The following is a 13850-nucleotide window of genomic DNA, read 5'->3' as shown; positions in this document are numbered from 1 at the left end:
GCTCCTTCTGTCGAGGGTCTGTGGAGGGTTCAGCGTGACTCGCGCCGGGGGCAACTGTCAAGAGTTTGTCTAAAGAACGTTCAAGGTGTGTACAGTGAGCGCCGTGGACGGGTTGATGCGGATCGGGGAGCTGTCGCGGCGCACCGGCGTGTCCCCGGAGCTGCTGCGGGCGTGGGAGCAGCGCTACGGGCTGCTCCGCCCCACCCGGTCGCCCGGCGGCTTCCGGCTCTACTCCGTCGACGACGAGGCGCGGGTACGCCGGACGACCGCCCTGCTCGAGGACGGGCTCTCGACCGCCGAGGCGGCGCGGGCGGCATCCGTCGAACCTCCGGCGGCGCCGCCCGCTGCCGATGCGGCCGCGCCGCCGCCGGCCGCGGTCACCGAGCTCGTCGCCGAGCTGGACCGGGCGGTCCTGCGGTTCGACGGTGCCGCGGCGCACGGGGCACTGGACCGCGTCCTGGGCGCCGTGTCGGTGGAGTACGCCCTCACCGAGGTGCTCATCCCCTACCTGCGCGGGATCGGCGACCGCTGGGCCACCGGCGAGGTGTCGGTGGCCCAGGAGCACTTCGCGTCCAACCTGGTCCGCGGCCGGTTGCTCGGGCTGGCACGGGGTTGGCCCGGGGGCGGGCCCTCGTCGGCGGTGCTCGCCTGCCTGCCCGGCGAGGACCACGACCTCGGGCTCGTCCTCCTGCACGTGCTGCTCGCGCGCCGCGGCTGGCGAGTGACGTTCCTCGGCGCCGACACACCGGTCGACACGCTCGCGGTGACGGCGCGCCAGCTGCAGCCGACCCTCGTCGTCCTGACGACGTACGACGCGGCGGTGTTCCGCGAGCACGCGGCGGCCGTCGCCGGGCTGACCGAGGTCGCGCCGGTGGGGGGTGCTGGCCCCGGTCGACGACGACGCGATCGCGGCCACCGGAGCCCGGCCGCTGCCCCGCGACATCGCCGAGGCCGCGGCCACGCTGGCGGCCGGCTGACCGGCGGCTCTCAGCCCGCGTCGAGCATCCGCCGCAGGAACCGGCGGGTCCGCTCCTCCCGCGGGTCGGTGAGCACCTCGGGCCCGCCGCGCTCGGCGATCACGCCCTGGTCGAGGAACAGCACCTGGTCGGCCACCTGACGGGCGAACCGGACCTCGTGGGTGACGATCAGCATCGTCCACCCCTGCTCGGCGAGGTCGCGCACCACGGCCAGCACCTCGCCGACCAGCTCGGGGTCCAGCGCGGAGGTCGGCTCGTCGAGCAGGAGCACCTCCGGCCGGAGGGCGAGGGCGCGGGCGATCCCGACCCGCTGCTGCTGACCGCCGGAGAGCTGGGACGGGTAGGCGTCCTCGCGGCCCGCGAGACCCACCTGCTCCAGCAGGGACCGGGCGTCGGCCGCCGCCTCCTCGGGGTCCCCGCTTCTGCACCTGCACCGGGCCCTCGACCAGGTTGCCGAGGACCGTCTTGTGGGGGGAACAGGTTGTGCGACTGGAAGACCATCCCGCTGCGGGCGCGGAGCGCCTTGACCGCACGCCGGCGGCCGGCGCGGTCCGCTGCCGGCGCCGGGAAGTCGAGGCTCGTCTCGCCGATCCGCACGTGCCCGCGGTCGGGCGTCTCGAGCACGTTCAACGAGCGGAGCACGGTGGTCTTGCCCGACCCCGACGGGCCCAGCAGCGCGGTGACGGTGCCGCCGGCGGCGGTGAGCTCGACGCCCCGGAGCACGCGGTGGTCGCCGAACGCCTTCTCCAGCCCGCGCACCTCGATCAGGTCGGTGGTCATGGCGTGAACCTGCTCAGTCGTCGCTCGAGCGGGCCCTGCGCCCGCGCGACCAGGTGGCACACCACCCAGTAGTACAGCGCGGCCAGCGCGTAGAGCGGGAGGTACTCCGTGCTCAGCGCGGCCGCCACCTGCGCCTCGCGGAACAGCTCGGGGACCAGCACCAGGGACGCGAGCGAGGTGTCCTTGACCAGCGACAGCAGGGTGTTCGACAGCGGGGGTACGGCGATGCGTGCGGCCTGCGGCAGCACGATCCGGCGCATCCCCTGCCAGTACTCCATCCCGATCACGGTCGCCGCCTCGTACTGGGCACGCGGAACGGAGAGGATCGCGGCGCGCAGGATCTCGGCCGCGTAGCCGCCGACGTTGAGGCTGAAGGCGATGCCGGCGGCGACGTACGGGTCGAGCTTGATGCCGACCTGGCCGAGGCCGTAGAACACGATGAACAGCTGCACGAGCAACGGGGTGCCGCGGATCACCGAGATGTAGGCGCGCGCCGACCAGTCCAGCGGCCGGATGGAGGAGAGCCGGGCGAGCGCGGCGCCGAGCGCGATCGCCAGCCCGACGGCGAAGCTGACCACGGTGAGCGGGATCGTGCCCTTCAGCAGTCCTCGGAACATCGGCCAGGCGGTGTCCTGCACGACCTCCCAGGTCGACCGCGCCGTGTCGGAACCGCCGACGGAGACGTCCCCCGAGCCCTCCTCGACGGTGACGTCGGCGCCGAAGTACCGCTCCGAGATCTCGGCGAGCGTGCCGTCCTCGGCCAGCCTGGCGAGCGCCGCGTCCGCCTCCTGCTGGAGCACCGGGTCGGACTGCCGGAAGGCCAGCGCCTGCCGCAGCGTCTCCTCGCCCGCGTCGCCGGCGATCCGCACCTCGTCGGTGCCCGAGGTGGCGAGGTAGTCGAGCACCGCGATGTTGTCGTTGACGATCGCGTCGACGCGGCCCTGGACGAGCAGCTCGACCCCCGGCCCGAAGTCCTGGACGTACTGCACGTCCGCGCCGGCCTCACGGGCCACCTCCGCCCAGTTGCTGCTCGACGTCTGCGCCGTCGTCCGGCCCTCGAGGTCGGCCAGCGTGGTGATGTCGTCGGTGTCGGTGCGGGTGACGATGACACCGTGGGAGTAGGTGTAGGGCGTGCTGAACAGGTAGCGCGCCTGCCGCTCCGCGCTGATCGTCACCTGGTTGGCGATCACGTCGACCCGGCCGGAGTCGAGCGCGGGGAACAGCGAGTCGAACGGCGCCTCCACGAACTCCACGTCCCACCCGGCCTCCGCGCCGACGGCCTCCACCACCTCGACGTCGAAACCGGTCAGCTCGTCGGTCTCCGGGTCGCGGTAGGTGAACGGCGGGTAGACGCCCTCCGTGCCGACCCGCACCACCCGCGTCGCACCGTCGTCGTCGGCCGTCGCCGGGCTCGCCGCGGTCGTCGCGCTCGCGAGCCCCGGCAGCAGGCCGAGAGCCACGGCGAGCAGCAGGAGGATCCGGCTCCGGGGCACGCGAAGGCCGTACCCAACCCGCGAGTGCCTAGCCTCGGCGGTTTGGGGGTGGGGCGGGTGTCGGTGGGCGTGGGGTTGCGGGTCGGGACGGGGGGCGTCGGCGACGTGAGGTTTCCCCGGTCGGCCGGGGAAACCTCAACATGTCGGGCAAAGCAATGCCGGACAAGTGGAGGTTTTGCCCGTCACGTCGGCCCCGAACGCGAGCGGGCGGTGGACCCGAGGCGCGCTGGTGCACCTCGTGCGGCCCGGGTGAGGCTGCGGGCGGCTACCGCCCGAAGACCTGGAAGATCAGTCCCATCACGCCGGCGAACAGCGCGAAGACGAGGAGCAGGGTGAGCTCGGCCATGCGGCACGGTAGCTCCGGCCGGGGCCGGTCCGAATCCTCGAAATCGGGGAAAGCGCGGGACCGGTGGAACCAGTTCGGGGGACGCCGGACCCCGGCGCCGGCTCACCGAGCCGGCTCGAACTGGCCCGACAACCCGCTTGCCGTCCTCCGGGCGGAGGGAGGATCGTGACCGCATGCTCGAGCTCCGCCCCAACTGCGAGTGCTGCGACCGTGACCTGCCGCCGGACGCCGACGCGTTCATCTGCACCTTCGAGTGCACCTGGTGCGGCGACTGCGCACGGGAGCGGTTCGGTGGGACCTGCCCCAACTGCGGCGGCAACCTGGCGCCCCGGCCGGTCCGGCCGGCGCACCTGCTCGCGGCCAACCCCCCGTCGACGGACCGGGTGCTGAAGGCCGACTGCCTGGCGGCGCACCCGCGGCGCTGAGACCCGCGGAGGCGTCAGCCGCCCTCGCGGGCGTCGAACTCCGCCCGGGCGTGGGCGATCTGGTGCTGGTGCTCCTCGGTCCAGTCGACCAGCGGCTGGATGATGTCGAGGAGGGTGCAGCCCAGGTCGGTCAGGTGGTACTCGACCCGCGGCGGCACCTCGGCGTGGACGGTCCGGCAGACCAGCCCGTCGCGCTCGAGGTGGCGGAGCGTGACGGTGAGCATCCGCTGGCTGATGCCGTCGATCTCGCGGCGCAGCTCGTTGAAGCGCATCGTGCGGCGCTGGAGGAGCGCGATCACGAGCAGCGACCACTTGTCGGCGATCCGGTCGAGGATCTGGCGCACCTCGCAGCCCTGGCGCGCGTCCCACTGGAACGCGTCGACGCAGCCGCAGTCGGCGGCACCCCGCGGCGCCCGCGGGCTCGACAGGGCCGGTGGTCACCTCCGGGGGAACCGGGTGAGGTGAAAGTGCCTACTTCCGCCATGGCTCCATCTTCCTCACGATGGAGATCGGTTACAAGAGGTAACCAACCAACGATTGATAACCAGGAGTGGAAGCGTGAGCACCACCGCCGTCCAGCAGCCCGGAGACCCGGATGACGCCGCGAGCCTGGGGGCTCCTCCTCGTGGTCTGCGGAGCCCTGTTCCTCGAGGGCATCGACATCGCCATGCTCAACGTCGCCGTCCCGGCGATCGCGGACGACGTCGGGCTGAGCGCCGGGTCCGCGCACTGGGTGATCAGCGCCTACGTGCTCGGCTACGCCGGCTTCATGCTCCTCGGCGGTCGTGCGGCCGACCTGCTCGGGCGCCGGCGGGTGTTCCTGGTCGCCCTCACCGTGTTCGTCGCCTTCTCCGTCGTCGGCGGGCTGGCGCAGGCCGACGAGGTGCTCGTCCTCGCCCGGTTCGCGACCGGCGTCTCAGCCGGGTTCCTGACCCCGGCCGGGTTCAGCATCGTCACGACCTCGTTTCCCGAGGGCCGCTGCGCGACCGGGCGCTGGTGGTCTACGGCGCCGTCGGCGCCGCCGGGTTCGTCCTCGGCATGGTCGCCGGCGGCCTGCTGACGACGGTGAGCTGGCGCTGGGTGTTCTTCGGGCCGGCCGTGCTCGGCCTCCTCCTCCCTGGCGGCCGGCTCGCTCCTGATCCGGCCGGACGGGCCCCGCGTGCCGAGGAGCGGCGGGTTCGACGCCGCCGGAGCGCTCACGGTCACCGCCGGCATGGTGGCGGTCGTGTACGCCGTGATCGCGGTCGGCGAGGGCCACGGTGCGGGTGACGCCGTGGTCGCTGTCGCTGCGGCCGTCGCGCTGCTCGTGGTGTTCGTCGTGATCGAGTCGCGCCACCGCTCGCCGCTGCTGCGGCTCGGCCTGCTGCGCGAGGGACTGCTGCCCCTACGCCAGCGGGGCGGGACTGCTCTTCATGGGCGCGTTCTTCGGCTTCCAGTTCGCGGTCACCCTGTACCTCCAGGAGCTCCGGGGCTGGAGCCCGCTGGAGGCCGGCCTGACGTTCGCGATCATGGGTCTCGACCTCGTGGTGGCGCCCCTCGTCACGCCGTTGCTCGTGCGGAGGTTCGGCACGGTCCGGGTGATGACGGTCGGGTTCGTGTCGGCCGCGCTCGCGTACGCCCGGCTGCTCGGCCTGGAGGACGACTGGACCTACCTCGACCTGCTGCCGAGCCTGCTGCTGGTCGCGACGGCGTTCGCCCTCGCCTACGGACCGCTCACGTCCGCGGCCGCCGAGGGCGTGGCCGAGGCCGAGCAGGGGGCCGCCGGTGGCGTCGTGTTCACGGCGTTCCAGCTCGGTGGTGCCCTCGGGCTCGCGGCCGTCACCGTGGCCCTGGCGGCGACCGACTCCGCCGAGGCCACGGTCGCCGACTACCGGCGGGCCCTCGTCGTCGCCACGGCGGCGGCCGGGCTGGCGCTCGTGCTCGGCCTGCTCGCGTCGACCCGGCGCCGCGCCGCCCCGGGAGCGGGCCTGGAGTCCGGGCTCGAGCCGGACCTGGACCCGCGCTGAGGCGACGGGCGGTGCTGGATCAGAGCAGGTCCTTGCGCAGGTGCACGTCGGCGACGCCGGCGCCCTCGGCGAGGAACGTCCGCCGCGCCCGCTCGTCGTGACCGTAGACCCGGAGCCGCACCTCCCGGACGCCGAGCTCCTGGACGTAGGGGCGCAGGGCGCCGAGGAACGACTTGGTGAGGCCCTGCCCGCGGTGCTCGGGGAAGAGCTCGATGGTGTTGCCGTGGAAGTCGAGGCCGTCCTCCCGGCGCACCAGCGTCGCCCACGCGCGCCCGACGACCACGTCGTCCACGGAGCCCATCATCAGCAGCTCGCCCGCGGGCGGCGGGTCCGCGGCGAGACCGGCGAGCCGGTCGTCGAGCCCGGCGAGGCCGATGGCGCCCGGGTCGACGACACCGGCCCGCTCCATCCCGGCCACCAGCAGGTCGCGGGCGTCAGCGGCGAACCGCCGCCGCTCCTCGTCGACCATCGGTCGTACGGCGACCCGCCGGTCGTCCTGCAGCTCCGGCGCGGCGTCGGGGTCGAGCCGCTTGCCCACGGTGGTCATCGTCGCCCGGAACCCGGCCGCGCCGAAGACCGGCGCGAGCTGCGGCGCGACTGCGGTGACGAGGGTCGCGGCGCCCCGCGACGCGGCGTGCGCCTCGAGCGCGGCCACGACCGCCCTCCACTGCGGACTCGCGTCGTGGGGGAGCGTGCACTGAAGCACGCGCACCAGGCAGCGGGCCCCGTGCTGCTCCAGCAGCGCCCCTCCCACCGCGACGTCGTCGACCTCGACGACGACCGCCTCCCTGCCGGTGACCTTCGTCGGGCGCCGGCAGCGGGGTGCCGTCCGCCTCCCGCGCCGAGCGCCACGAGGCGAGCTCGGCCGCCGGCATCGGCCGGAGGCGGGCGGTGATCACGGACGGTGCTGCGCGCTCGCCGGGCGCCGGGCCGGCTTGCCGGGCACCAGGCGGACCTCGTGGCTCGAGCCGTCACCGTTCGCCACGCGCACGACACCGCCGGCGCCGATCTCGCCGGTCGGCACCAGCAGCCACGCCTCGTCCCCCGACGGGCCGGGGGCGGCCATCGGCTCAGCCACGACGCTTCCGGGTGAACGTGGCGCGGGCGGTGGCCTGCTCCCTGGCGGTCTTGGCGGTGGCGCGGAGTCGGCCGTTCTCGGCGGGCCGGCCGCGTTCGGCCTTGTCCGTCACGACGACGGTGAAGGTGCCGTTCTTGCGGGTGCGGACCTTCGCGGCGAGCTTGCGCTTGCCGCCGGCCTTGATGCCGGCGTCGGCCTTGCGCCCGGGCTTGGTCTCGGTGCCGCGCAGGTAGCGCAGGTCGATGCGGCGGCCGGGGAGCGGCAGCTTGCCGATGGTGAGCCGGCCGACGTACCTGATCTTCCCGCCGGAGGGCGCCTTGCCCCCTGGCGGGGGTGAGCCGGAGCCGGGCGTCGCCGGCGACGAAGGTGGTCGTGACGGCTTCGCCGTCCGGGCCGCCGAAGGCGTGGACGAGCCGGTAGCGCCCGTCCTCGCCCTTGGGGTCGAACGGGACGACGACGCGGCCGCGGGCGTCGGTCTCGGCGTCGGTCAGCTCGGGGCGGGGTGTGCCTGCCCGGTGGAGGGCATAGCTGATCGGGACGCCTGCCTGGCGCAGCGGGGTGCCCTCCTGGTCGAGGAGCTGGATCGCGATGTCGCCCTTGCGGTACTCGTCGTCGTCGAACACGTCGCCGTCGGCGAGCACGGCCTCTGCGTCGGTGGCCACCGGGACGTAGGCGGGGGTGGTGACCTCGACGATCCGGTCGACCCCGGGCTCGTAGGCGTCGGTGTCGGTGGTGTTGACGTAGTAGGACTCGGTGGTCTCGTTCGGCTGCAGGGCGCGGACCCTTCCGCGGCCGTCGGTGTAGCCGACCAGCGACCCGTCCGAGAGGCGGCGGACCTCGGCGCCGGCGATGAAGTAGTCGCCGACCGTGTCGCGGACCGTGGCCGTGACCCACGTCCCCTTCGAGGTCACCTCGACCGACTCGGTGAGGATCCGCTCGACCTGCATCTCGAAGACGTCCGTCACCACCGAGACGCTGTCGGTGCCGCGCAGCCCGCGCACGGCGAGGTCGTTGCCCTCGGCGGCGGCGTCGTAGCCGGTGATGTCGTAGGCGACCGAGAACTCGCCACCCGGGTAGTAGGGGAGTTGTCGGGATCGTTGATGTCGAGGATCTTGAACTCGGTGGGGCTGACCGCCACGTTGGTGCCGCCCTGGAAGGTGCCGTCGGACGAGCGCCACCGCGAGAGCCGGACGTTGCCGCTTGTGGCCGAGGTGGTGCCGTTGACCGCGATCATGGTCCCGGTGCGGGAAGAGTCGGCGTAGGGCTGGACGAAGTAGCCCCGCTGGGCTCCGATGGAGACGCTGTGCACGGGGTCGTCCTGGCCGGTGACGGCCACGTCGTTGCGGGTCGAGTAGGTGGTGTCGTCCCCGACGGTGGCCACGACCCGGAGGGCGACGCTCGAGCCGACCGCGCTCTGCCCGCCGACGGTGCCGTCCCAGTACCTGCGCGCGTACCGGCCGGTCCACGTGTTCGAGCCCGCGACCGACGTCCACCCGGCGCTGTCGTCGCCGGCCTCGGGGTTGGGGTTCACCTCGAAGTCGATGCTCGCCCCGGCCTCGAGCCGCTCGGCCACCAGCTCGATGCTCGGTGTGGAGCTCCCGTCGACCCGCAGCGACGCCTTGCCGTTGGCCTGGGTGATCAGCCGGGCGCCGTCACCCTCGGCCGCGTGCGCGGGACTGGTCGTGACGGTCAGGCCGGTGATCGCGAGCGCGCCCACGGCGCTGGTGGCGAGTCCTCGGCGTAGCAGGTCGGTCCGCATGGCTTCTCTCCTCGATCCCCATGGCTCGCTGTCCCGAGAGAGCCCACGGCAGGATAGGAGAACCGGTCCTCCTCCGGTGGTCGATTCCCCGAATCAACCCCACGGATCGGTACGCCGGGTCAGCCGCTGCGCCGTTTCCGGGTGAAGGTGGCGCGGGCGGTGGGCTGCTCCTTGGCGGTCTTGGCGGTGGCGCGGAGCCGGCCGTTCTCGGCGGGCCGGCCGCGTTCGGCCTTGTCGGTGACGACGACGGTGAAGGTGCCGTTCTTGCGGGTGCGGGCCTTCGCGGTGAGCTTGCGCTTGCCGCCGGCCTTGATGCCGGCGTCGGCCTTGCGACCGGGCTTGGTCTCGGTGCCGCGCAGGTAGCGCAGGTCGATGCGGCGGCCGGGGGAGCGGGAGCTTGCCGATGGTGAGCCGGCCGACGTACTTGATCTTCCCGCCGGAGGGGGTCTTGCCCTTGGCGGGGGTGAGCCGGAGCCGAGCGTCGCCGGCCACGAAGGTCGCGGTTGCCTCGGTGGGGACGTCGGCGCCGGGAACGGTGTGGACGAGCCGGTAGCGCCCGTCCTCGCCCTCGGGGTCGAACGGGACGACGACGCGGCCGCGAGCGTCGGTCGTGGCCGAGGTCAGCTCCGGCTGCTGGGTCCCGGCGCGGTGCAGCGCGTAGCCGAGCTCGACGCCTGCCTGCCGCAGCGGTGTGCCCTCCTGGTCGAGGAGCTGGATCGCGACGTCGCCCTCGCGGTACTCGTCGTCATCGAACACGTCGCCGTCGGCGAGGACCGCCCGGGTGCCGCTCGGGATGGGTTGGTACGCCGGGGCGACGATGTCCGCGGTCACGACGTCGACGCCTTCCTCGTAGGCGTCGACGTCGGTGGCGTTGACGTAGTAGGACTCCGTCGTCTCGGTCGGCTGCAGGACCACGACCGCACCCCGGCCGTCGGTGTAGCCGACCAGCGACCCGTCCGACGTCCGCCGAACCTCGGCACCGGGGATGGAGCGGAGGTCTTGGTCGGCCACCTCGATGCGCACCGGCATGCCCTTGGAGCCGACCGGACCCGCCGTGGGGACCGAGACGCTGGTGATGACCTGCGCCTCGGGGACGTCAGCGAACAGAAAGCCGTCGGAGTCGCGCACCGCACGGATGGCCAACGAGCCGTCGGGTGACGCCGCGTCGTAGCCGGTGATGTCGAGGACGGCGTCGAACGCACCGCCGGGGACCGTCGTGCTGTCCGTGCCGTCGAAGTACTTCAGGTCTGCCGGGCTGACCGCTGCGGCCGTGGTGCCGCGGAACTCCCCGGCGCCGGAGTGCCACCACGACAGCTGCACGGCCCCGTCGGTCGCCGAGGTGTTTCCCCGCACCACCGCCAGCGTGGAGGTGCGGGACGAGTCGGCGTAGGGCTGGGTGAAGTAGCTGAGCTCGGCGGTCCTGAACCGCACGCTGTGGTCGCCGTCCAGGCCCTCGACGGCGACGTCGCGGACCGTGGAGTACGTCGTCCCGTCGCCGGTGGTCGCCGCGACCCGGATCGCGACGCTCGAGCCGGCCGCGCTCTGGGCACCGATCAAGCCGTCCCACTCGTGGCGCACGAACCGACCCGGCGGGGCGAAGGAGTCGCCCACCGGCGTCCAGCCCGGGCTGTCGTCCGCGGCGCCCGGGTCGGCGTTCACCTCGAACCGGAGGGTCGCGTCGGCGTCGAGCCGCTCCGCGACGAGCTCGACCGTGGGCGGCCGCTCCCCGATGTCCCAGGCGATGTCGACCCGCAGCGACGCCGTGCCGGTGCTCTGGCTGACCATCCGGGCGCCGTCGCCCTCGGCGGCGTGCGCAGGGCTGGTCGCGACGGTCAGGCCGGTGACCGCCAGTGCACCCACGGCGCTCGCCGCCAGTCCTCGGCGGAGCTTGTCGTGCTGCATGCCACTCTCTCCTTGGGATCCCGTGGCTCGCGTCCGCCGAGAGAGCCTCCGGAAGGATAGGGAGGTCAGGACCGGTCCGTGAGCGGAATACACGAAGTCAGCGGTCCTCCCACGGTCCGCCCGACCAGGGCGCCCGCCCGCTCGCCGAGGAGGCGCCGGCCGCCGACGGGCCCGGGGCCGCGCGTCGCTAGATTGGCGCGATGGCTGCTGTGGCGGGGGACGACCTGGTCGCCGCCCTGCGCCGCCGGGGTGTGGACGCCGACGCCTCCACGCTGACCCGGGCCCTCTACTCGTCGGACGCCTCGGTCTACCGCGTGCTCCCCGCGGCCGTGGCACGGCCGCGGCACCGCGACGAGCTGGAGGCCGTGCTCGAGGTCGCCGCCGAGGCAGGGACGTCGCTGACGATGCGCGGGGCCGGAACGTCGATCGCCGGCAACGCCGTGGGGGAGGGCATCGTCGTCGACACCCGCCGGCTCGACCGGGTGATCGCCGTCGATCCCGACGCCCGGACGGCGCGGGTCGAGCCCGGCGTCGTGCACGCGCAGCTGCAGCGCGCGGCCGCGCCCCACCGCCTGCGCTACGGCCCCGACCCCTCCACCCACACCCGCTGCACGATCGGCGGGATGGTGGGCAACAACGCCTGCGGCTCGCGCGCCCTCGGCTACGGCCGCACGGCCGACACGGTGCTGGACGCCGACGTGCTGTGGGGCGACCGCGCCGCCGCGCCGGGCGAGGTCGAGGCCCGGCTGGCCGCCGTGGTCGAGGCCGAGCTGGCCCACGTGCGGACGACGTCCGGGCGGTTCTCCCGCCAGGTGTCGGGCTACTCGCTGGAGCACCTGCTGCCGGAGCGGCGCTCGGTGCCCCGGTTCCTGGCGGGATCGGAGGGCACGCTCGGCCTGCTGCGCGAGGTCACGGTCGCGCTGGTGCCAGAGGAGCCCCGCGACCTGGTCGTGCTCGGCTACCCCTCGATGGTCGACGCGGCCGACGCCGTGCCGGCGCTGCTGGCGAGCGGCGCCCGGCTGGTCGCCTGCGAAGGCCTCGACGCCCGGATCGTCGACCTGGTGCGGGCTCGCGGCGGCAGCGTGCCGGAGCTGCCGCGCGGCTCGGGCTGGCTCTTCGTGGAGGTCGCCGGCGACGAGTCCGGAGTCGCCGCGGTCGTCGCCGCCTCCGGGGCGCTCGACGCCCGCACCGTCGGGTCGGCCGCGGAGGCGGCCGCGCTCTGGCGGATCCGCGAGGACGGCGCCGGGCTCGCTGCGCGCAGCCTGGGCCGGCCGGCGTACTCCGGCTGGGAGGACGCCGCCGTCCCGCCCGACCGGCTCGGCGCCTGGCTGCGCGACTTCGACGAGCTCTTGAAGGAGCACGGCCTCGACGGCGTGCCCCTACGGCCACTTCGGCGACGGCTGCGTGCACGTGCGGGTCGACTTCGACTTCCGCGACGGGCCGCAGCGGTTCCGGGAGTTCCTCGTCGCCTGCGCCACCCGGCTGCGGGAGCACGGCGGCTCGCTGTCGGGCGAGCACGGGGACGGCAGGGCGCGCTCGGAGCTACTGCCGCTGATGTACGACGACCGGTCGCTCGCGCTCTTCGCCGCGGTCAAGCACGCGTGCGACCCCGACGGCCTGCTCAACCCGGGAGTGCTGGTCGACCCGCGGCCCGTCGACGCCGACCTGCGGCCGGTGCGGCCGGTCGCCGACCTGCGGCCCGTGCTGCGGCTCGTCCACGACAACGGGTCGCTCGGCGCCGCCGCCCACCGCTGCACCGGCGTCGGCAAGTGCGTCGTCCCGGCGCTGCCCGGGCGCGGCGTGATGTGCCCGTCGTTCCTCGCGACGGGGCAGGAGAAGGACTCCACCCGCGGCCGGGCCCGGACACTGCAGGAGGCGCTCGACGGATCCCTCGTCGACGGGCTCGCCGACCCGTCGCTCCACGAGGCGCTCGACCTCTGCCTGTCCTGCAAGGGCTGCGCCTCCGACTGCCCGACCGGGGTCGACATGGCGACCTACAAGTCCGAGGTCCTGCAACAGACCTACCGCCGGCGGCTCCGGCCGCGCAGCCACTACCTGCTCGGCCGGCTGCCGCTCTGGGCGCGGCTCGCCGCGCCGGTCGCGCGGGCCGCCGACCTCGGCCTGCGGGTGCGACCGCTGGCGGCGGTCGCCAAGGCGGCCGCGGGGATGGACCAGCGGCGGTCGGTGCCGTTGTTCGCGTCGCCGACGCTGCGCCGCTGGGCGCGACGGTCGCAGGGCGGCCATGCCGCCCCGGACGTGTGGGTCTGGGCCGACTCGTTCACCGACCACTTCCGCACCGGGCCGGGACGGGCGGCGATCTCGTTCCTGGAGTCGGCAGGGCTCGGCGTGCGCGTGATCGACGAGACGGCGTGCTGCGCGCTGCCGTGGATCACGACCGGCCAGCTGACCGCCGCGCAGCTGATCGTCGGCCGCACGGTCGCCCGGCTCGCGCCGTACGTCGACTCCGGGGCTCCGGTCCTCGGGCTCGAGCCGTCCTGCGTGGCGGCGCTGCGCTCCGACCTCGGCGAGCTGACGGCCGACCCGGCCGCGGCCCGCGTGGCGGCCGGTGTCCTCACCTTCGCCGAGCTGGTGACCCGGCTCGACCTGCCGCTGCCCGACCTGACCGGCACCACGGTCGTCGCCCAGCCGCACTGCCACCACGCGTCGGTGCTGGGGTGGGGACCCGACCGGACGCTCCTGGAGCGGGCCGGCGCGGCCGTCACCGAGGTGCCCGGCTGCTGCGGACTGGCGGGCAACTGGGGCGTGGAGAAGGGGCACCACGAGACGTCGGTCGCGGTCGCGGAGACCCACCTGCTGCCGGCGGTGCGGGAGGCGCTCGCCGCCGACCCCGCCACCGTCGTGCTCGCGGACGGGCTCTCGTGCTCGCTGCAGCTCGACGACCTCGCCGACGTCCGGGCGCGACACCTGGCGGAGCTGCTCGCGGGGCGCGCCGCGGGTCCTGCCGCGGAGGTGGGGTAACTCAGTGTTCGGGGCGCTCCCCGGGCGGTGTGACCGGTCAGGACACCGAGGAAGCGACCGCAACGCCGAGGGGAGCGACCGAACGCCGTGGGAGTACGGCGTCCG

The 13850-nt window shown here is 74.2% G+C and carries 11 protein-coding genes and 2 pseudogenes; 7 read left to right on the top strand and 6 right to left on the bottom strand.

The annotated features are described in order from the left end of the window. The first annotated feature begins 115 nt into the window (after positions 1-115). Positions 116-1117 carry a MerR family transcriptional regulator gene (locus MF408_RS06300; protein WP_275693444.1) on the top strand — a complete coding sequence of 334 codons (1002 nt, stop codon included), beginning with the start codon at positions 116-118 and terminating at the stop codon, positions 1115-1117. On the opposite strand, the pseudogene MF408_RS25070 reads toward MF408_RS06300, so the two are convergent. Together MF408_RS25070 and MF408_RS06290 are read right to left on the bottom strand one after the other, a co-directional pair. After that, a pseudogene (locus tag MF408_RS25070) lies at positions 1000-1757 on the bottom strand (amino acid ABC transporter ATP-binding protein); the annotation flags it as partial. The gene MF408_RS06300 and the pseudogene MF408_RS25070 sit on opposite strands and share 118 nt — an antisense overlap. Then, positions 1754-3250, bottom strand: a complete 1497-nt coding sequence (locus MF408_RS06290; protein ID WP_240250694.1) for an ABC transporter substrate-binding protein/permease — start codon at positions 3248-3250, stop codon at positions 1754-1756. The pseudogene MF408_RS25070 and the gene MF408_RS06290, both read right to left, overlap by 4 nt. 519 nt (positions 3251-3769) lie before the next feature. Between MF408_RS06290 and MF408_RS06285 the strand changes: the two genes are divergently transcribed. Then, positions 3770-4021: a DUF1272 domain-containing protein gene (locus MF408_RS06285; protein ID WP_240250693.1), complete on the top strand. Its 252-nt coding sequence runs from the start codon at positions 3770-3772 to the stop codon at positions 4019-4021. Positions 4022-4035: 14 nt separating this feature from the next. Here the strand turns inward: MF408_RS06285 and MF408_RS06280 are convergent, their stop codons facing one another. Beyond that, on the bottom strand, positions 4036-4365 hold the full coding sequence (locus tag MF408_RS06280) for a helix-turn-helix domain-containing protein (protein ID WP_240250692.1): 330 nt from the start codon (positions 4363-4365) through the stop codon (positions 4036-4038). 251 nt (positions 4366-4616) lie between these two features. Between MF408_RS06280 and MF408_RS25065 the strand changes: the two genes are divergently transcribed. From MF408_RS25065 to MF408_RS06270, 3 genes are all read left to right on the top strand, one after another. Beyond that, positions 4617-5081 (top strand): MFS transporter, encoded by a 465-nt coding sequence (locus MF408_RS25065; RefSeq protein WP_275693364.1) that lies wholly within the window; start codon positions 4617-4619, stop codon positions 5079-5081. Further along, entirely contained in the window at positions 5018-5290 is a 273-nt protein-coding gene (locus MF408_RS25060; protein WP_275693363.1) for a hypothetical protein, read from the top strand. The genes MF408_RS25065 and MF408_RS25060 overlap by 64 nt, the downstream gene beginning before the upstream one ends. Positions 5291-5433: 143 nt before the next feature. Further along, entirely contained in the window at positions 5434-6027 is a 594-nt protein-coding gene (locus tag MF408_RS06270; RefSeq protein ID WP_240250691.1) for an MFS transporter, read from the top strand. 19 nt (positions 6028-6046) lie between these two features. On the opposite strand, the gene MF408_RS06265 is transcribed toward MF408_RS06270, so the two are convergent. The 3 genes from MF408_RS06265 to MF408_RS06255 form a co-directional block, all read right to left on the bottom strand. Continuing rightward, positions 6047-6574: a GNAT family N-acetyltransferase gene (locus MF408_RS06265; protein ID WP_240250690.1), complete on the bottom strand. Its 528-nt coding sequence runs from the start codon at positions 6572-6574 to the stop codon at positions 6047-6049. Continuing rightward, on the bottom strand, positions 6571-8283 hold the full coding sequence (locus MF408_RS06260) for a hypothetical protein (protein WP_240250689.1): 1713 nt from the start codon (positions 8281-8283) through the stop codon (positions 6571-6573). Before MF408_RS06260 ends, MF408_RS06265 begins: the two co-directional genes overlap by 4 nt. A 674-nt stretch (positions 8284-8957) precedes the next feature. Beyond that, positions 8958-10766 carry a hypothetical protein gene (locus MF408_RS06255; RefSeq protein WP_240250688.1) on the bottom strand — a complete coding sequence of 603 codons (1809 nt, stop codon included), beginning with the start codon at positions 10764-10766 and terminating at the stop codon, positions 8958-8960. 200 nt (positions 10767-10966) lie between these two features. Here MF408_RS06255 and MF408_RS26675 point away from each other — a divergent pair. Continuing rightward, positions 10967-12082: pseudogene (locus MF408_RS26675) on the top strand (FAD-binding oxidoreductase); the annotation flags it as partial. A gap of 88 nt (positions 12083-12170) precedes the next feature. Next, on the top strand, positions 12171-13745 hold the full coding sequence (locus MF408_RS26670) for an FAD-linked oxidase C-terminal domain-containing protein (protein ID WP_345893859.1): 1575 nt from the start codon (positions 12171-12173) through the stop codon (positions 13743-13745). Positions 13746-13850 lie beyond the last annotated feature (105 nt).

The sequence above is a fragment of the Nocardioides sp. TF02-7 genome, assembly GCF_022437945.1.
Taxonomy (GTDB): domain Bacteria; phylum Actinomycetota; class Actinomycetes; order Propionibacteriales; family Nocardioidaceae; genus Nocardioides.
Note: the sequence above shows the minus strand (reverse complement) of the source record. Positions and strands in the feature narration are given on the sequence as shown.